Origin of the sequence: Aequorivita sediminis, from assembly GCF_032080575.2 — a bacterium.
GTDB lineage: Bacteria > Bacteroidota > Bacteroidia > Flavobacteriales > Flavobacteriaceae > Aequorivita > Aequorivita sediminis.
Genome location: NZ_JAVLSO020000001.1, coordinates 258,658 through 277,467 on the forward strand (window position 1 = coordinate 258,658; position 18,810 = coordinate 277,467).

Below are 18,810 nucleotides of genomic sequence, written 5' to 3' on the forward strand. Positions count from 1 at the left end.
CTATTGCTTCGTTATAGTTGAAACTTCAACCGTCTTCACGGCCTCTGTATTTTCGTTTTGAATTTGTTCAGTTTGAATTCCTAAATTTTCAGGATTTCCTTCTAGTGAAGTAGTATCCTCATCGCCACCAGTTAACATCCCACCGAAACTCATAAATCCAATAGCCATTAAACCAGTAATAATAAATGTAATTCCTAAACCTCTTAATGGTGCTGGAACATTTGAGTAACGGATTTTTTCACGAATTGCTGCAATTGCAAGAATAGCTAAAAACCAACCTATTCCTGAGCTAATTCCGTAGTTTAATGCCAAACCTAAAGTTTCAATTTCTCTAGATTGCATAAATAATGATCCTCCTAAAATTGCACAGTTTACAGCAATAAGTGGTAAGAAAATACCTAAAGAGTTATATAGCGAAGGTGAAAACTTTTCAACTACGATCTCTACCAGCTGAACCATAGTTGCAATGGTTGCAATAAATAGAATAAATGATAAGAAACTTAGGTCATAAGAAGCATATTCTTCCCCTAACCAAACTAAAGCTCCATCCTTTAATATATATTGATCTAAAAGCCAGTTTATAGGTACAGTAACTGCTAGTACGAAAATAACCGCAGCACCAAGACCAACAGCTGTTGATACTTTTTTAGACACCGCTAGGTAAGAGCACATTCCAAGGAAAGTGGCAAATACCATATTGTCTATAAATATCGATTTAAAAAATAACTCTACGTGTTCCATTTGTTCAGTAATTGAGTTTGCAGCTTCGATTATAAATAGGCGAACCTACTACAACCGTCATCTGCCAAGTTTGTTATTCCTCTATTAAGTCTTTGTTTCTTGCGCGTTGTACCCAGATGATTAAACCTACGATAATCAAAGCCATTGGCGACAACAGCATAAACCCATTGTTTTCGTACCCTATAGCATAAAGACCTGTTTGCGCAATTGGATCTCCAAGCACTTGGTATCCTAGAAGCGTTCCAGAACCAAGTAATTCTCTAAAAAATCCGACGATTACAAGTATAAGACCATAACCAGCAGCATTTCCGATTCCATCTAAGAATGATCGCCAAGGACCATTTGCTAAAGCAAAAGCTTCAAATCGTCCCATAATAATACAATTAGTAATAATAAGACCAATAAAAACTGATAGTTCTTTACTCAGCGAGTAAGCAAAAGCTTTTAAAACTTGATCTACAATGATTACCAAAGAGGCAACTACTACCAACTGAACGATAATTCTAATTTTCGAAGGTATAACATTACGCATTAACGATATAACCACGTTACCAATTCCCATAACTGCAAGTACCGAAATGGCCATTACAATAGAGGCTTTAAGTTGGGCTGTAATAGCTAATGCAGAGCAAATTCCTAAAACCTGAATTGTAATAGGGTTATTATCCGCTAAAGGATCTAGAATAAGCTTACTGTCTTTTTTTGATAGCAATCCCATAATTTATTGATTTAAAGATTTTAAATAAGGAAGGTACATTCTCATATCCTTTTTAATCATTGCTGTTACTCCATCACCAGTGATAGTTGCTCCAGCAATAGCATCAACCTTATTGTCGGTTTTATTTTCATTAACAGGATCGTTATTACCTTTTGCAACGGTAATTCCTTTAAAGGCATCGCCATCTAAAATGTGCTCACCTGTAAAGTCGTCCATAAAGTAGCGTTGCTTAATCTCAGCTCCTAAACCAGGAGTTTCTCCTGCGTGGTCAAAGAATACGCCTTGTACTACTAAAGATTTATCAACAGCTACGAAGCCCCAAATTGCATCCCAGAGACCTTTTCCTCTCATAGGTATAACATATAGGGTTTTACCGTCTTTTTCTCCCACAAATAATGGAAGTCTACGCTTGTAGTTTGGGTCTTTAGCTTTAGCTTCTTCTTGTTTGATATCTATTAAATACGCTTCTGTGTCTTCTGTTACTTCTTTACCCTGAATTACTAATTGCTTAGTAATGTATTTTGAAAATGCTTCTTCCACTTTATCGGTAGAAATAAATGTGATATCACCATCACCTTCATTCCCATTAACCCCCATAGCGTAAAGAATGTTTTGCATCTTTTCAAAACGCTCATTCAGTGTTATTTTACTTTTTAACCCTTGTGCAACACCGGCTAAAAGTGATCCCACTACAATTACCATAATCACTGCAAAGATTATAGTATATGAGTTTTTATCTGTTTTCTTTGACATGATTACGCTGTTTTAGCTTTTAAACGTTTCATTCTCTTCTTAATATTTCCTTGTACCACATAATGGTCAATTGTTGGTGCAAATACATTCATCAACAATATTGCAAGCATCACACCTTCTGGATAAGCTGGGTTAAATACTCGAATTAGCACCGAAATAAACCCAATGAAGAAACCGTAATACCATTTACCTAAATTAGTTTGTGAACCTGTAACTGGATCTGTGGCCATATAAACAATACCGAAAGCTAGACCACCAATTACAAGGTGATGCCAGAATGTTTCGCTCATTAATCCATAGAAAGTATTCCCTTCTTGAATCCAACCTGCATTTACTACACCATTAAAGATAAGACCCATGGCTAGGGCACCAATAACTGCTGAAAGCATAATTCTCCAGCTTCCAATTTTTGTGTAAATTAAGAAAGCCGCACCTAATAGTATTAAGAATGTAGAAGTTTCCCCTACCGATCCTGGTATAAACCCCCAGAAACTATCCCATATGCTATAAATAGGTTCTTGATTTTGAGCTAAACTACCTAATATTGTTTCTCCCGAAATAGCATCTGGTTGTCCAGCCATTTCTCTAGCACCGTGAACCCAAACTTTATCTCCACTCATCCAAGTTGGATATGCAAAGAAAAGAAAAGCACGAATAGTAAGCGCTGGGTTTAGGATATTCATTCCTGTTCCACCAAAAACCTCCTTACCAATTACAACACCAAAGATTACTGCTACTGTAAGCATCCAAAGTGGAATATCAATAGGAACAATAAGAGGTACAAGCATACCAGTTACCAAGTATCCCTCTTCTACTTCGTGTTTGTTGATAATTGCAAAAATAAATTCAATTAAAAGACCAACTCCATATGAAATTATAACCAATGGCAACACTTTCATAGCACCTAGAGCGAAATTGTCCCAAGTAAAGAAGTTAGCAAAAGGATCTAATCGCAAAGTTCCATCTATAGCAGCATAATGCTGATATCCGGCGTTAAAAATTCCGAAAATTAAACAAGGAACAAGCGCCATAATAACCGTATTCATAGTTCGCTTTAAATCGTCCACTACTCGAACATGCGAACCAGAATGTGTGGTTTCATTCGGCATATACAAGAAGGTATGCAACGCATTAAATGCAGGAGCCATTTTTGTACCTCTGTACTTTTCCTTTAGCTTATGTAAATTCTGTTTCAATCCCATATACTACGTATTTTTCATTTCTTCAAAATGAATAATTATCCTATTTCTTTATACATTATGTCAAGACCGTTTCTAATAATCTGTTGGTGTGGCTGCTTACTTACGCAAACGAATTCTGTAAGCGCAAAATCTTCTGGAGCTACCTCATACATTCCCATAGATTCCATTTGATCTAAATCTTTAACCATACAAGCCTTAAGCATTTGTAATGGATACATATCTAATGGAAAAACTTCTTCATAGATACCAGTCATCACAAAAGCCCTATGCTCTCCGTTAGTATTTGTATCTAGATCGTAAACTTTATTTGGCATCAACCAAGAAAATGTTAACGCTCTTGAAGTAGATATTTTATCAAAAACAGGCTTGTTCCAACCAAATAATTCGTAGTCATCGCCTTCTGGAATTACAGATACAGTGTTGCTGTAATATCCTAAATGCCCTTTTGGTGAAATTTTGGTTCCAGTAAGAACATCACCACTAATAACGCGTACGTTCTCACTGTTCAGCCCAGAGTCATATAAGAACGTAGAAACCTCTGAACCTATTTTAGTTTTATAATATTTAGGAGCTTTCACTTCTGAACCTGAAAGAGCGATAGTTCTTTCAGCGTTAAACTTACCAGTTAGTAATAACTCACCAATAATCACAAGATCTTGGGGCGCAACAGTCCAAACAACCTCACCTTTATTAACTGGCTGAATCTTATTTATTAACGTACCCACATTTCCAGCTGGATGCGGTCCTGACACAGTATGCAGTGTAATATCTTTTAAACCTTTAAAAGGAGAACTTCCACTTTTACCAACACCAACATGCAACTGGCCGTTAGTAAGTTTACTAAGAGCAGTTACAGCAGCTTGAAGTTCTTTTTCTTTACCATTTAAAGAAAAATCAACATCGTTTGCTAAAGGCGCAGTAGTATTTGCTGAAACATAAATAGCTTCTGGCTCTTGCTCAGTATTAGCAATAACCGCATATGGGCGCTGCATAATAAATGGCCAGCAACCAGACTCCAGCAGTCTAGCCTTAATAGCATCAGCACTTGAAGATTCTGGGCTTAAAACACCAAAATCCTTATAAGTATCCTGCGTATCCGCTTCAATTAAAAGATTAGTAATTACACGTTTTGCACCGCGCTCTATTTTAGTAAGAGTACCACTTACAGGTGAAACAAATTTTATAGATTCGTTACTCTTTGAGTAGAAAATGGTGTCACCAGCTTGAAACTTATCGCCTTCTCTTAACACCATTTTCGGGACAATAAGATGAAAATCCGATGGTTTTATAGAAAAAGTTCTGGATCTTGGTGCGCTAGAAATTGTCTTTTCCGCTTCACCCTTTAGCTTAATAGTGAGACCTTTTTTAATTTTAATGTCTTTGGACATAATATAGATATTAATAATGCCTTTATATCACCTTAATAAACCCAAGATAATATTTCCTCTGAGTTTAAGGGCGTGCAAATTTATAAATTAAAACCACCATTGCACAACAAATGAGTATAATTTTATTTCAGAAAAATAAGATTAGGCAAATTAAAAAGAATTTGAAAGATTATATGGCATATAAATTACTATTTCACTTCAAAAAACGACTTTAATAAAAGTTTTCTCTTATACCCATTAATTTAAAAAAATAAATTCCTTCTACCACCTTCAGTTTCAACCACAAAATATAATTACTATTGTGCCATGAAAAAAATCAGAGTTTGTTTTGACTGTTTCACTAAAATCGAAGTAACTATATCAAAATAAGCATACAGAAGTGAGAAGGGTGGAAAATAATAAAGATTATTGGGCTGTTTGTAATAATTGTAAAGGGCGTGGAAAAAAACGTCAAAAACTCAGCATAAAAGCTAGAAAACGCTACCAAAATGAAATAGATGAATTTGAGAATTCAACAACAAAAACCAACCCTCCCACTCGACCTAAAGCGCCTTTTAAACCTTGTACAACTTGTGAAGGGACGGGAATAACTCCTTCAAAAAACCATCCAATCCCCGATAGTGAAACACTGCCACATATAGCAATTATTGGTGGCGGAATAGGAGGCGCAGCACTTGCAGTAGCTTGTTTACATCGCGGCATCCCATATACTCTTTATGAACGAGACGATAATTTTAACACTCGATCTCAAGGTTACGGTCTCACACTTCAACAAGCTAGCAAAGCCATTGCTGCATTAGGAATTCTCCCGTTAAAAGATGGCGTGATATCAACCAGACATTTAGTTCACACTATTGAAGGAAAAATTATTGGGGAATGGGGAATGAGAAAATGGATTAAACCTGATTCAAAAAAAACATCAAAAAAAACTAATATTCATATCGCAAGGCAACCCCTTCGCCTAGCCTTACTTGAGCAACTAGATTCAAAAAACTCAATCAAGTGGGGTCACAAATTAATTGACCTTAAGGAAAAAAAAGGCGATAATGTTAATTTAAGATTTTTAGTAAACGGAAAAATTAAAACATCAAGAGCTAATCTCGTTGTAGGTGCAGACGGCATTCGAAGTTCAGTGAGGAGACTCGTAATTGGTGAAAGTATTTCTCCGTTACGACATCTTGATTGTATTGTAATTCTTGGAGTTTGCTCTTTAGAATCCTTACCTAATATCGATAGCTCACTTTTAGATTCCAGAACAGTTTTTCAAACAGCAAATGGCAACGAACGTATATACGTTATGCCCTTCACTTCAAATTCCGTTATGTGGCAGCTTAGCTTCCCAATGTCGGAAAAAGGTGCAAAAGCATTAAGCAAAAATGGAGCTAAAGCGTTAAAGGAAGAAGCAATTAAAAGAACTCAGTGGCATACACCTATCCCTCAAATTATTAGTGCTACAGAAGAATATCAAATTTCTGGATATCCAGTTTACGACCGAGAATTACTCGATAATGAGGTTTTAAAAAAATGCGGACCCATTACATTAATTGGAGATGCAGCCCACCCAATGAGCCCCTTTAAAGGGCAGGGAGCTAATCAAGCTTTGTTGGACGCACTTTCCCTAGCAAGAACAATCCTTAAAGGGTGTAATACTTCTTCCCAATGGAGAGAAACCGGGATAAGAGGAAGTGTTTTAAATGAATTTGAAGCTGATATGTTAGAGCGAAGTGCTTCAAAAGTACAAGACTCTGCAGCTGCAGCAAAATTCCTTCATTCTGAAATTGCACTCCATAAAGGAAACGAACCTAGGGGACGAGTTTTGAAAAGAAAAAATAGTCAAAATAATACCGAATAAACCTAATTCTTGAAATACACAATTTGTAGGTATTATAAACCATTATTATTTTAAATTAGAAATTTATTTATTTTAGCTATCAAACAAAACTTAGGTTAACATTTCTTTACTATCTTAATACTGTAATCTGAATGTATTTTTGAAAGGTCAATCAAAATATAGAACCTCATTAATGAAGTTAAACAAGGCTTTAATAGTTCAGAAACACATTAATTAATTTTAAAAGTATTTTAATGTCAAATAATAATGATCAAATAAATAAGAAAATGAAGCTTGCTGAAGGGCTATTACTAAGAGCAGACTTATTGAAGAAAATTGAACATCTTCAGAATAGAATTAGACCTATTTTAGTAGTTTCAGACGACAAACTACCTCAAGAAGATCCTGATAAATTGATTGCTCAGCTACGAAAAGCAATTCAAGATTTAGAAACCTTAGTTATTCGAATTAATAAAACTAACAACGAAACTTTAGTTGAAGGTGAAGGAGTTCTTATGGAAGCTCTAGCGAAAAGGGATTCTTTAAAAATACTCTCTGAAAGACTTAGGAGAATTAGACATGATGCACAATTTAACAACAGTGGCGACAGCAATTTAAAAAACACTATTAGCATCAAAAAGCTTCAGAATGAAATGGATGAAACAGGAAGAGCTTTTAGAGAAATTGATAGCAAGATTCAAGAAATAAATTGGCTCACCGAGCTTAAAGATTAAGCCGAAAGGCTAGAATGGTCGGGGCGAGTACCAGCCCCTTTTTATGGTAGTTTTCGGGGCAAATTGAAAACACTGCCAATACAGAAGCTGCTTGGGTTGCGGCAAAACTTACTGTTTAAGACCCATTACCGCTTACAACTTACAAGTGTATAATTTACAACTTACCACCAGGTACTGACCGATCGTTCTTTTTATCAATCATTTAATTAATTAAATTATGAGAAGCTTTATAACTTTACTTTTGTTTGTCTTAGTCTCCTATAGCATAAATGCACAAGGTTTAATTGGCGCTTGGGAAAATTATTTAACATCTGAAAATAATGAGGAATTAAAGAATGTTGTGATTTTTACAGATGGCTATTATTCATCTACCACTTATAATGTTAAAACTGGAGACTTTATCAAAACGCATGGTGGTGCTTGGGAGTTAAATGGAAACGTACTAACCCAATATTTAGAGTTTACTTCTACCAATTCTTTTGCTGTAGGAAATCAAGAAAACCACAAAATACTGATCACCGAAACTGAAATTAAATTTCCTGTAAATAACCAACGGCTAAAAAGAATAGATAAAGGTGAACCTGGAAAACTACAAGGTGCTTGGTTAATGTCTGGAAGAGTAAAAGACGGGAAAACTGAATTAAGAGATACTGACGGACCGAGAAAAACGATGAAAATTTTATCTGGAACTCGATTTCAGTGGATTGCTTATAATACCGAAACTAAAAAATTCATGGGAACCGGCGGAGGTACTTACACTACCCTAGATGGCAACTACATTGAAAATATTGAATTTTTTTCTAAAGACAATTCTAAAGTTGGACTAAAATTAAAGTTTAACTATAAACTAAAAAACGGAAATTGGAACCACTCAGGATTTTCAAGCAAAGGTGACCCCATAAATGAAATATGGAGCCTTCGAGAATAGTAGATTAAAACTTACTATAATTTTATACAATGGATCTAAATTAATTTTCTTTTCAGCTTTAAAAGCTTTATTCACAAGAGAACGATTGCTTAACATAATAAACAGGCATTAAAATTGTTTATCTTAGCTCCATAAATCAACATTATGCTAAAATCATTCGCTTTCTCCATTATCGTTTTATTGGTTGCGCCTCAAATTTCGGCTCAAATTACTGAAAAAGTAGAACCACCTTATATCCAAACTGTACAGTTTAAAGGTGCAACAGAATTAAGTGAATTACCAATAATTAGGTTAGGGCAATCTTTAGAATTAACCTTCGATGCATTAAACGGAAATGAAGCAGATTACTTTTATAGCATCACTCACCACAATTTTGATTGGACCCCATCAGATCTTTCAAAAAGTGAATATTTGGATGGATTTGACGATGTTCGCATTACCGAATATCAAAATTCATTAAACACACTTCAAATATATTCACATTACAAATTAACCATCCCTAACCGAGACACACGAACAATTAAAAAAAGTGGGAATTATTTACTAAGAATATTTAGTAGTAATGGAGATTTAATTTTTACTAGAAAATTCTTAGTCGTAGAGGATATCGCATCGGTGGGAGTTGAAATTAAGCGGGCAAGAGATCTTAATGTTATCGATGAGAAACAAGTAGTTCAATTTACTGTAAACTCACAAAGCCTATTGTTGAGAAATCCGAAGCAAAGCGTTAAAACTTTAGTTCTTCAAAACAGCAACCTTAAAACTGCTATAACAGACCTTGTTCCACAATACACTATGGGGAATGAGCTTATTTATAAGTATGACAAGGAAGCAGCATTTGGAGGTGGAAATGAATTTTTAGCTTTCGATAATAAGGATGAGCGTTCAGCCTCAAACGGTATAAGGTCGATCGCCGTTACCGATTTATACGAAAATTATTTATTTACAAATATTCCAAGGTATAATAGACCTTACACCTACAACCCCGATATTAACGGTAATTTTGTGGTAAGGAATATTGATGCTAGAAATCAAGATATTGAAGCTGAATACGTTCGTATGCATTTCAATTTACAGTATTATGAAGATTTAGGTGACAAAGAGATTCACGTTTACGGCAACTTCAACAACTGGACCATAGACGGAAGCACGTACTTACGTTATGATAGTGAAAGTGATACTTACAGAAATACTAGACTTTTCAAACAAGGGTTTTACAACTACAAATATGTGGTAGTAAACAGAGATGGAAGTATAGATGAAGGCGCTATTAGTGGAGATTTCTGGCAAACAGAAAACGATTATACCGTAGTAATTTACTTCCGAGACCTTGGCGCTAGATACGATAGAATTATAGGAATTGGTCGTGCAAATTCAACCTCAATTACCAATAATTAACCTATGAATTTCACTTAATTATCGAGTGATGAGCGAAAATAAGCAAAAAGTTCACGGTGGGAGAAGATTAATGCGATACCGCGGTACTAAATGCCTGAACTGTAATCAACCACTTGACAAAAGTGATGTTTACTGTTCTTATTGCTCACAGCTTAATAGCGATAAACAACTTTCTGCCAAAGATTTTTTGGCGGAATTTCTTAGCAGTATTTTGGTTTATGACTCTCGAATACGCACAACTTTCAAAGATTTACTATTTAGACCTGGTGTTATTACTAAGAACTATGTAAAAGGACAACGTCTTAAATACGCCAATCCTTTTCGCCTTTTTCTAAGTGTATCTATTATTTATCTTCTTTTGGAAAGTTTTATAGGGTTTGTACAGAATTCGGAAAAACCTAGCTCATTCAGCCTAAACAATGATGTTGAAAATGTCGTTTCGATGGATTCGCTAATCAATGAACAACCAGAGAATTTCATTTCAAATAGTTCTGCTAAGGAGGTTTTAAAAGCTAAAGAACTGGGGATATCACAATATTATTCAGATAAAACTTTAGATAGTTTATCATTTCTCGAAAGCTACAGTAAACGCGGAAACATCTATTATTCTTATTATTTAAAAACTAAGATTGAAAGCCCAATTGCAGCTCTTGATAGTTTAGGTCATACCAACACCTTTAAACACCGATGGCTTTATTCGCGATCTGTTTCGGTTTTTAAAATAATTCACAATACAGACGAATTCTTCACTTATTTAAAAGCTAAATTGCCATTTTTCTTATTCTTTTTTGCTCCAATTTATGCTTTGTTTTTTTGGCTTTCCTACTCTCGAAATAAATACAATTTCATTGAACACGTTATTTTTGTATTTCATATTTTCAGTTTTATATTTCTGTATTTAATTATTTTCAGTATTCCTGACATAATCTTTAACTCCAGTTTTTTCCAAACCCTTTTATTTGTCATCATTGGGCCATTATATTTTTACTTCGCACTGAAGAAGTTTTATGGTCAGGGAAAGTGGACAACATTGTTTAAATTTGTATTTTTAAGCATTATATTCTCGCTGAGTTTTATGGTGGCAATAGGATTTTTTGTAGCTATAAGCGCAGCTTTATATTAACAAAATGGTACAACAGGTAACACAAGGAATTAAAATCTCGGTACTTACTGAATTTGATGGGACATTTTACAAAAACCGTAAAATGCAATATGCCTTTGCTTATAACATTACCATTGAAAATCAAGGAAAACACACAGTTCAACTCACTTCGCGAAGATGGGTAATCAAAGACTCTTTAAACAACACTGTGATTGTAGAAGGTGAAGGAGTTATTGGGCAGAAACCTATTTTAAAGCCTGGTGAAAGACATTCGTACACTAGTGGCTGCCTATTATTCTCACCTTTTGGCTCGATGAAAGGTCATTTTAACATGATCAATTTTGAATTTAATCGTAAATTTAGTGTTGCCATTCCACTTTTTAATTTGAGCGCTCCCTTCTCATTGAATTAAAATGCTGTTTTACTAACTTTATCAGTTTGTAAATCTTCATAACGCATTGAAATAGCATCGTTATTCTTAACAATTTGTGTAATACTTTTAGTTTTTACATATTCTCGATCCATTACTAAACTGCTGTTGAAATCTCCATCTCCTGATGTTTTATGAAAATTCAGCAATTCATCTGCTGTAGGTCTAATAGTTTCGAATAGGAACTCTGAAAACCATTTCTCTCTTTTTTTCTTTAAAACCTCAGGGTACAATGGTGAGGAAGACCAAATTTGAGGAGCCAATGGTTCCTCAGAAAAATGATGCTTTTCCCCATCCCAAACTAATTTAAATAATCTAACACCATCATTCCAATCTACAAGTACAACGGTAAATGGTTCAATATCTTGGAAATTGTATTGTTCTATTTCAGGTTTTAAATCGTTTGATTTCAAAATATCTTTTAGCACTACTCCTCTACTTTTACGGTAAGATAGTTTGGGTTCGTGAGCCACAAAGCCTCCGTTCATTAATGAAGCAACTCGTTTTCTATCACTTACTCCTATCCAAGTTCCTCCCGCAACCGCATCTTTAGGATAAAGTAGTTTTACGCCATCTTCGTTGTAAATTTCAGGCGGTAAGGTTTCTCGACCTGGAGCTTCATCACGATTAGAAGTTAATATAAATCCGTGATTTGATATAGGAGTGAAAGTAATAGTGCACATTATGATTTATTTAGTAATCGAATCTACAAAAGGAAACTTAAAAACACCAATTTACTGGCTTTAAATGTAAAATTAAGCTGATCACCAAATTTATCCATTTCGGAATTAAGAAATATGAAGATTAGGTGCTTCAAAAATTGTATCTTTGCAACCTTTAAGAACACAAAAATAATAATGTAATGGGAAAAGGATTTTTTGAAGTACCGATCGCTGTAAACGAACCTGTTAAGGACTACGCTCCGGGTTCACCAGAACGAGAAGAAGTACTTAAAACGTATAGAGAAATGTATAAGGCAGAAATTGAAGTGCCTTTATTTATCAACGGAAAAGAGGTAAAAACTAAGGAAACCGCTACAATGTCGCCTCCACACGATCATAAGCACGTGTTAGGTACTTACTATAAAGCTACTAAGAAAAATGTTGAAGAAGCAATTGAAACTGCTTTGGAAGCAAGAAAAAAATGGGCTGCAATGCCATGGGAACAACGTGCTGGAATCTTCCTTCGCGCTGCCGAACTAATTGCTGGACCATATAGAGCAAAAATAAACGCTGCTACAATGCTTGGGCAGTCGAAAAATATTTATCAAGCTGAAATTGATTCTGCTTGTGAGTTAATAGATTTCTTGCGTTTCAACGTTCAGTATATGACTGAAATCTACGCTGAGCAACCAGAATCTACATCTTCGGCTTGGAACAGAGTTGAATACCGTCCGCTAGAAGGATTTATTTATGCTATTACTCCATTTAACTTTACTGCCATTGCTGGGAACCTTCCTGCAAGTGCTGCATTAATGGGGAACGTAGTAGTTTGGAAACCAAGTAACACTCAGGTTTATTCAGCAAAAGTTATTATGGATGTATTCCGTGAGGCTGGTGTTCCTGCAGGGGTTATCAATATGGTAATGGGAGACGCTGTAATGATTTCTGATACGCTTATGGCAAGCCCAGATTTCAGTGGAGTTCACTTTACTGGTTCAACAGGAGTTTTCCAAGGCATATGGCAGAAAATTGGAAACAATATTTCAAATTACAAAACTTACCCACGAATAGTTGGTGAAACTGGTGGTAAAGACTTTATTGTTGCTCATAAAACTTCCGACCCAAAGCAAGTTGCTACTGCAATGGCTCGTGGAGCATTTGAATTCCAAGGTCAAAAATGTAGTGCTGCAAGTCGTTGTTACATTTCTAGCACAATATGGGAAGATGTTAAAAAGCATTTAATTGATGATGTTCGTTCGTTTAAAATGGGTACTCCAGAAGACATGGGGAACTTTATTACTGCAGTAATTAACGAAAACTCTTTCGATAAGCTTGCAAGCTACATAGACCAAGCTAAGAAAGATAAAAACGCTGAAATTATTGTTGGTGGTGGATACGATAAAAGTAAAGGATACTTTATTGAACCTACTGTTATTGTAACTAAAGACCCTAAATACACTACTATGTGTACTGAGCTTTTCGGACCTGTATTAACAGTTTATATTTATGAAGATAAAGATTGGACAGAAATGCTTGATTTGGTTGACGGAACTAGCGAATACGCACTGACAGGTGCTGTTTTTAGTGAAGACAGATACGCTTTAGAAGAAGCTGTAAAAGCTCTCGAAAATGCCGCAGGTAACTTCTACATCAACGACAAACCAACTGGAGCTGTTGTAGGGCAACAACCATTTGGTGGGGCTCGTGCAAGTGGTACAAATGATAAAGCAGGAAGCAAACAAAACCTTTACCGTTGGATTTCTCCTAGATTGATAAAAGAAACTTTTGTTTCTCCTACAGATTATAGATATCCGTTCTTAGGGTAACCTAAAATCATTTAAATAGAAAAAGCCCCGATTAAAATTTTAATCGGGGCTTTTTTATGATCTATTTTAAAAAACTTTTATTCAAAATTCTTAGTCTCATTAATACTTGCAAACTGAGAGTTTTTAGCATTGTTGTCTTGGTCAACTACCATAACCACAAAACTTAAATTTTCACCTACATAGTTAGAAGGAACTGTAAATGTGTAGTTCTTTTTAAATTCTTGGAAAGCAGGTGTTGAAGGGATTGCATCTCCAAACAAGTCAGAAAGTGAATTTCTCAAGGCATCATTGTGTACATAGTCTTCAATTGGATTTCCTAGACCTTCATATGGATGCCCAGGAGTTTCATTAAAGTAGTTAGCCTGTGGCGCAACAACTCCGTTTTCTAATAAGTAAACCACAACCTTATCTCCATAAGTTGAACCATTTTCATAAACAACCTTTACTTCTACGGTTAAGTTAGCACCTGTAAGCTTTGAGTTAATTGCAATTGCAACATCAGTATCTGCACCTGCCATTGATAAAATTTGACCACTTGGGTAAGGATCTGGCCAAGCTACTGTACGGTTAATTTGTCCTTTAGGAAAACCATTACTTACACCAAACATATCTTGTAATTCCTGAATTCTAGGAAAATCTAATGGATCTGGTAAACTTGCAGCAGTTTTATGAATAGCCACAATACTTACGTGCTCTGTAGCAGCTCTTACCTCGTCTATAGCCAAAGCAACCGCTGGACAGAATCCACACCAAGTTCCTGTATAATCTTCAACTACTACTTTGCGTTTTGGAATATATACCGCAAAATTCTTGGTTGCTGAAGTATAAGTTTCATCGTTTACTACATACTCAGCATAAACTTCAAAGTCTCCTACTGTACTAGACGAATATGTATTACCTTCAATAGCTGTATTGTTTACATAAAAAGTTGCTTCATCTGAAGTATCAGTACCATCACTATCTAGTAGACCGAAAGAAACAGTTTGATTTCTCATTGCTTTAGAAACACTAACAGTTAAGGCTCTTTCAGTTTCAGCAAGCACTTCAAAAGTTAATATATTACTTACTACATCATCATATATAGCTTTTACTTGGTAATTACCCAATTCAGCAAACGTGTAGCTACTACCTTCAATTTCAACATCATTTACTAAGATATTTGCAAGCGATGTATAATCTTGATCGTCGTTACCTATAACAGTAAAATTAACCACTTGATTAATGCTCACAACTTCTAACTCTCCACTCCCGGCATCACTCTTAAGCTCTAATTCTAAAGCAGGTCCTTGCTCAACAAATGGATCTTCTTTTTTGCTACAAGAAACAACTGCCAAAACCGCAAAAAGGAATAAAATTTTAATATAGGGATGTGTTTTCATAATAAAAATAGTTTTTTTAAAGTGTGCTAATATAGCGCAATTATAAAAAAATGTTAAAGAATAAATTGTTAAATCAATATTTTTTCAAAAAACCAATCTCTAATTCATTAAAAAAAACTTAATATTGCCAATATAAAGTTAAATTAAAACCTTATCACAAAATGAAAAAATTAATCCCTCTTTTACTTCTACTTGTATCCATAGCTGCTACATCACAGAATGAAATGCCACAAGTAAATCTTACAACAGTAGACGGTAATGTATTTAACTCTTCAAGTATTTCAACCGACAACAAAGTTACTATTGTCTCCTTATGGGCAACTTGGTGTGTGCCTTGTTTAAAAGAATTAGATGCAATTAGCGAAATTTATGACGAATGGCAAGAAGAAACTGGAGTTGAGCTTTACGCAATTTCTGTAGACGATAGTCGAACTGTAAAAAGAGTTAAGCCTTTAATTAATGGCAAAGGCTGGGATTATACTGTACTTTTAGACACTAATAATGATTTTAAACGTGCCTTAGGTGCTGCAACTGTACCATTAACACTTCTTGTAAAAAATAACGAAATAGTTTATCGTCATTCTGGATATAGCCCTGGTGCAGAGTATGAACTTTATGAAAAAATAAAGGAATTCTCTAACTAATCTCTACATTACAAACCCAACAAATAATTATGAAAAAACTTATTTTAGGCGCCTTTCTTATAGTGGGAGCAATTGGCTTTTCACAGGAAAATGGTTACTTTTTTGGTGGACTTGAATCGAATTCTCAATGGCTTTTAGACGATGAAGATTTTGGTTATTTTGCCCCAAAAGAACAGTTTCGTTCCAACAATTACCTTCAATTAAACTATTCATTAGGAAAATTTACTGCTGGAGTACAATACGAATCGTATTTACCAAAAGCGTTAGAAGGATACTCTCCAACTTGGGATAATCAAAACGGAATTGGTACTTATTATTTAAATTTTAGAAATGAAACCCTAGATATTACTGCTGGTTATTTCTACGAACAGTTTGGTAGTGGATTACTGTTACGTACTTGGGAAGATAGACAATTAGGAATAAACAATGCTTTGAAAGGTGTTCGTGTTAAGTTCAGCCCAACTTCAACTTTCAATATGACTGGAGTTTACGGACAGACTCGTAATGGTTTTGATGTTTCTGAAGGAGTAATCCAAGGACTTGATGCCAATTTAGATTTAAGTGCATTAATGAATATTGATGCGGTAGATTTAAAATTTGGTGCTAGTTACGTTGGAAGATATCAAGACAATGGTGCAAACGATACAATTCCAGCAAGTGTTAATGCCTATGGAGGAAGACTTGATTTTGTAGCTGGAAAGTTTTACGGTGGAGTTGAAGCAAATACAAAGGATCCAGACGTACTTATTAACGAAACTATAGTAACATCTCCTCAATTGTTTGACGGAACTGCTCTATTAGTAAATTTAGGTTACGCACAAAAAGGACTCGGTATAAATACTACTTTTAGAAGGCTAGAAAACTTCTCTTTTTATTCAGATAGGTATGCTGAAGGAAACCAATACAATGAACAAATTATAAACTATGTTCCTGCAATTACAAAGCAACACGATTATTTGCTTTCTAATATATATGTGTACAACTCTCAACCAAGACTGTTGTTTACAACAAATGAAAAAAGGGCTGGAGAAGTAGGAACTCAGGTTGATGTTTACTACTCTTTCGACAAAGAGAGCGCTTTAGGTAAAGTAGGAACTAAACTAGCTGGTAACTTTTCATACTGGGCAGGACTTGATACCGAATTCAATAAAACAGATCAAAACTACGATGTTAAGTTTATTGGTAAAGGTGATAGATACTTTAGAGATTTGAATATTGAAATAAAAAACCGTTGGAGCTCAAAATGGAGCACTGTTGCATCTTTCCAAGATGTTATAATAGACAAGAGTGTTTCTAAAGGAGGAATTCTAGGGCAGCAAGGAGACATCCGCGCTCAGATTGCCGTTATAGAAGGAACTAGACGCTTTACAGGTGCTAAAGCTTTGCGTATGGAGTTGCAACATCTATGGACTGCAGACGATGATAAAAACTGGGCTGCAGGAGTTCTTGAATACAATTTCAACTCATCTTTAGGTGTGTATGTAGCAGATTCTTGGAATTATGGAGGACCAAATAACGACCACTTTTATAATATTGGAGGTAGTTATTCGAAAGGACGTGCTCGTTTCGGCCTTAATTATGGTCGCCAAAGAGGTGGTTTAATTTGTGTAGGAGGTGTTTGTCGCGAAGTTCCTGAAAGTTCAGGAGTAACAGCAAACCTTGTGGTTACATTCTAAACTACTTATTTATAAATTTATAAAGGTCGTTCAAAGCAATTTGAACGACCTTTTTATTTGGAATATACTGAGATTAGAATTTTCAATTTAACCTCTATTCAATTATCAATAATGAATTATTTTACAGATTTCATATATTGAGAGGTGTAATCTGAAGTATTTAAAAATTAAGGCTGTGCTGTTTAGTAATTACCCAATTAGGAAAACCTATTAAGTAATTAATTGAAATAGGATATCGAGAAATATACAAATCCTTAATAAAGCCCAACAACGAGAAATTACTTTAAGAAGTTATGATCAAACCATTTAATCATTCAAACTAGCACTTTTAATATCTTAAATGCTCACCAATATCTGAAGCGGAGTTAATTCGTAAAGCTATAGAAAACAAAAAAGACTATTCCAATTAAGAATAGTCTTTTAAGAAAGCTATAAAGAATAAAGTCTTACTGCTTTAGTATTTTAGTAGTTTGTACAGCGCCAGCCTTGTTAGTTATCTGTAAAACATAAGCCTGTGAAGCCAAGTTTGAAACATTCATAATATGACGTCCAGTATCAAAAGATGCTTGTTTTACAACTTTCCCTAATACGTTATACATAGTTAATTGAATTGGCTCAGCAACTTCCATTACAATTTCATTAGAAACTATTGTAGACTGTACAGCAAATTTAACTTTTCTTAATTCGTTAACTCCCAAAGTTGGGTTGTAACGGTATGAAAAAATTAAAGGTTCATTAATTTCGTTTGTTCCTGCAGCATCAGAATATTGACGGAATGCAAATTTAAATTCTACATTATCAGTTCCATTACCCGCATCGTTATTCCATAGGTGATTTCCAAGACCAGTAGTTTCTCCAACTCCAATTAGATATGCAGGGTCTACAGCTGGAGGAACAGTCTCTCCAATTTCTAAATCGTTATAACATAATCCGTAACACAATTGCTCAAATGTACCAGTTACAGAGTTTTGTTTTTCAATAACCTCAATTCGAGTATATATTTCTTCTGATGGATTATCATTGGTTACAAAAAACTCATATTCGGCATCTGCGTAGTCAATAGAACCATACTCGATAACATCGCCATTATTCAATTCATTCCCAGCTCTGTCTGTTACAGTAAATTGTGCATTAGCAACTGTAAAACATCCTATGGTCGCTAATAAAAGTAATTTGATTTTCATTAATTTAAAATTTTAAGGTTAAAAGGAATTATAATCTAACAAAAGTAACGATTTTAATTATATATAAAGTCCTGAATATTAAAAACATTTGAATTTTTAACACTTGTTAAAACCATACTAAACACTAAAAATCAAATACTTACACAAGAATAAAAGTATTATTTGTATATTTATTAAAATTGTATAATTATGTAAAAAATTTAATCTTTTATTA

General features: G+C 34.7%; 17 protein-coding genes. 9 read left to right on the plus strand and 8 right to left on the minus strand.

Going from position 1 to position 18,810, the window contains the following annotated elements; genetic code table 11:
* The 5 genes from nqrE to RT250_RS01275 all read right to left on the minus strand — a co-directional run bounded on the left by nqrE (position 1) and on the right by RT250_RS01275 (position 4,802).
* Positions 1-741: an NADH:ubiquinone reductase (Na(+)-transporting) subunit E gene (nqrE, locus tag RT250_RS01255; RefSeq protein WP_313111395.1), complete on the minus strand. Its 741-nt coding sequence runs from the start codon at positions 739-741 to the stop codon at positions 1-3.
* 73 nt (positions 742-814) lie between these two features.
* Positions 815-1,459, minus strand: coding sequence for an NADH:ubiquinone reductase (Na(+)-transporting) subunit D (locus tag RT250_RS01260; protein WP_313111397.1), 645 nt, complete (start codon positions 1,457-1,459; stop codon positions 815-817).
* Between the two features lie 3 nt (positions 1,460-1,462).
* A complete protein-coding gene (locus tag RT250_RS01265) occupies positions 1,463-2,212 on the minus strand; it encodes a Na(+)-translocating NADH-quinone reductase subunit C (RefSeq protein ID WP_313111399.1) in 750 nt (249 codons plus the stop codon).
* Between the two features lie 2 nt (positions 2,213-2,214).
* Positions 2,215-3,414, minus strand: coding sequence for an NADH:ubiquinone reductase (Na(+)-transporting) subunit B (locus RT250_RS01270; protein ID WP_313111401.1), 1,200 nt, complete (start codon positions 3,412-3,414; stop codon positions 2,215-2,217).
* A 35-nt stretch (positions 3,415-3,449) separates the two neighbouring features.
* Positions 3,450-4,802, minus strand: a complete 1,353-nt coding sequence (locus tag RT250_RS01275) for a Na(+)-translocating NADH-quinone reductase subunit A (protein ID WP_313111403.1) — start codon at positions 4,800-4,802, stop codon at positions 3,450-3,452.
* Positions 4,803-5,181: 379 nt separating this feature from the next.
* Here RT250_RS01275 and RT250_RS01280 point away from each other — a divergent pair, with 379 nt between their 5' ends.
* From RT250_RS01280 to apaG, 6 genes are all read left to right on the plus strand, one after another.
* Complete coding sequence (locus RT250_RS01280; RefSeq protein WP_313111405.1) at positions 5,182-6,654, plus strand: FAD-dependent oxidoreductase; 1,473 nt, start codon at positions 5,182-5,184, stop codon at positions 6,652-6,654.
* A gap of 233 nt (positions 6,655-6,887) precedes the next feature.
* Positions 6,888-7,367 carry a DIP1984 family protein gene (locus RT250_RS01285; RefSeq protein ID WP_313111407.1) on the plus strand — a complete coding sequence of 160 codons (480 nt, stop codon included), beginning with the start codon at positions 6,888-6,890 and terminating at the stop codon, positions 7,365-7,367.
* A 217-nt stretch (positions 7,368-7,584) separates the two neighbouring features.
* A complete protein-coding gene (locus tag RT250_RS01290) occupies positions 7,585-8,295 on the plus strand; it encodes a DUF4488 domain-containing protein (RefSeq protein WP_313111409.1) in 711 nt (236 codons plus the stop codon).
* Between the two features lie 144 nt (positions 8,296-8,439).
* The gene (locus RT250_RS01295; protein WP_313111411.1) at positions 8,440-9,693 is read left to right on the plus strand and encodes a type IX secretion system plug protein; all 1,254 of its coding nucleotides are present in this window, start codon (positions 8,440-8,442) and stop codon (positions 9,691-9,693) included.
* A gap of 28 nt (positions 9,694-9,721) precedes the next feature.
* Positions 9,722-10,816, plus strand: a complete 1,095-nt coding sequence (locus tag RT250_RS01300) for a DUF3667 domain-containing protein (protein ID WP_313111414.1) — start codon at positions 9,722-9,724, stop codon at positions 10,814-10,816.
* A gap of 4 nt (positions 10,817-10,820) precedes the next feature.
* Positions 10,821-11,207: a Co2+/Mg2+ efflux facilitator ApaG/CorD gene (gene apaG / locus RT250_RS01305; protein ID WP_313111416.1), complete on the plus strand. Its 387-nt coding sequence runs from the start codon at positions 10,821-10,823 to the stop codon at positions 11,205-11,207.
* On the opposite strand, the gene RT250_RS01310 is transcribed toward apaG, so the two are convergent.
* Positions 11,204-11,908: an NRDE family protein gene (locus RT250_RS01310; RefSeq protein ID WP_313111418.1), complete on the minus strand. Its 705-nt coding sequence runs from the start codon at positions 11,906-11,908 to the stop codon at positions 11,204-11,206. The two genes, apaG and RT250_RS01310, sit on opposite strands and share 4 nt — an antisense overlap.
* A gap of 179 nt (positions 11,909-12,087) precedes the next feature.
* Here RT250_RS01310 and pruA point away from each other — a divergent pair, with 179 nt between their 5' ends.
* On the plus strand, positions 12,088-13,713 hold the full coding sequence (pruA, locus tag RT250_RS01315; RefSeq protein ID WP_313111420.1) for an L-glutamate gamma-semialdehyde dehydrogenase: 1,626 nt from the start codon (positions 12,088-12,090) through the stop codon (positions 13,711-13,713).
* Between the two features lie 77 nt (positions 13,714-13,790).
* Here pruA and RT250_RS01320 read toward each other — a convergent pair whose 3' ends face one another.
* Complete coding sequence (locus RT250_RS01320; RefSeq protein ID WP_313111422.1) at positions 13,791-15,092, minus strand: Omp28-related outer membrane protein; 1,302 nt, start codon at positions 15,090-15,092, stop codon at positions 13,791-13,793.
* Between the two features lie 161 nt (positions 15,093-15,253).
* Here RT250_RS01320 and RT250_RS01325 point away from each other — a divergent pair, with 161 nt between their 5' ends.
* Positions 15,254-15,736, plus strand: coding sequence for a TlpA family protein disulfide reductase (locus RT250_RS01325; RefSeq protein WP_313111424.1), 483 nt, complete (start codon positions 15,254-15,256; stop codon positions 15,734-15,736).
* Between the two features lie 29 nt (positions 15,737-15,765).
* Positions 15,766-17,412, plus strand: coding sequence for a DUF6029 family protein (locus RT250_RS01330; protein WP_313111426.1), 1,647 nt, complete (start codon positions 15,766-15,768; stop codon positions 17,410-17,412).
* Positions 17,413-17,858: 446 nt separating this feature from the next.
* Here the strand turns inward: RT250_RS01330 and RT250_RS01335 are convergent, their stop codons facing one another.
* Positions 17,859-18,596, minus strand: a complete 738-nt coding sequence (locus tag RT250_RS01335; protein WP_313111428.1) for a T9SS type A sorting domain-containing protein — start codon at positions 18,594-18,596, stop codon at positions 17,859-17,861.
* Between the last annotated feature and the right edge of the window lie 214 nt (positions 18,597-18,810).

Bases quoted from the DNA above. Each gene is read 5' to 3' on its own strand.
- apaG (WP_313111416.1), top strand. From the start codon at position 10,821: ATGGTACAACAGGTAACACAAGGAATTAAAATCTCGGTACTTACTGAA.
- pruA (WP_313111420.1), top strand. From the start codon at position 12,088: ATGGGAAAAGGATTTTTTGAAGTACCGATCGCTGTAAACGAACCTGTT.
- RT250_RS01260 (WP_313111397.1), bottom strand. From the start codon at position 1,459: ATGGGATTGCTATCAAAAAAAGACAGTAAGCTTATTCTAGATCCTTTA.
- RT250_RS01270 (WP_313111401.1), bottom strand. From the start codon at position 3,414: ATGGGATTGAAACAGAATTTACATAAGCTAAAGGAAAAGTACAGAGGT.
- nqrE (WP_313111395.1), bottom strand. From the start codon at position 741: ATGGAACACGTAGAGTTATTTTTTAAATCGATATTTATAGACAATATG.
- RT250_RS01285 (WP_313111407.1), top strand. From the start codon at position 6,888: ATGTCAAATAATAATGATCAAATAAATAAGAAAATGAAGCTTGCTGAA.
- RT250_RS01265 (WP_313111399.1), bottom strand. From the start codon at position 2,212: ATGTCAAAGAAAACAGATAAAAACTCATATACTATAATCTTTGCAGTG.
- RT250_RS01295 (WP_313111411.1), top strand. From the start codon at position 8,440: ATGCTAAAATCATTCGCTTTCTCCATTATCGTTTTATTGGTTGCGCCT.
- RT250_RS01290 (WP_313111409.1), top strand. From the start codon at position 7,585: ATGAGAAGCTTTATAACTTTACTTTTGTTTGTCTTAGTCTCCTATAGC.
- RT250_RS01310 (WP_313111418.1), bottom strand. From the start codon at position 11,908: ATGTGCACTATTACTTTCACTCCTATATCAAATCACGGATTTATATTA.
- RT250_RS01275 (WP_313111403.1), bottom strand. From the start codon at position 4,802: ATGTCCAAAGACATTAAAATTAAAAAAGGTCTCACTATTAAGCTAAAG.
- RT250_RS01300 (WP_313111414.1), top strand. From the start codon at position 9,722: ATGAGCGAAAATAAGCAAAAAGTTCACGGTGGGAGAAGATTAATGCGA.
- RT250_RS01320 (WP_313111422.1), bottom strand. From the start codon at position 15,092: ATGAAAACACATCCCTATATTAAAATTTTATTCCTTTTTGCGGTTTTG.
- RT250_RS01335 (WP_313111428.1), bottom strand. From the start codon at position 18,596: ATGAAAATCAAATTACTTTTATTAGCGACCATAGGATGTTTTACAGTT.
- RT250_RS01325 (WP_313111424.1), top strand. From the start codon at position 15,254: ATGAAAAAATTAATCCCTCTTTTACTTCTACTTGTATCCATAGCTGCT.
- RT250_RS01330 (WP_313111426.1), top strand. From the start codon at position 15,766: ATGAAAAAACTTATTTTAGGCGCCTTTCTTATAGTGGGAGCAATTGGC.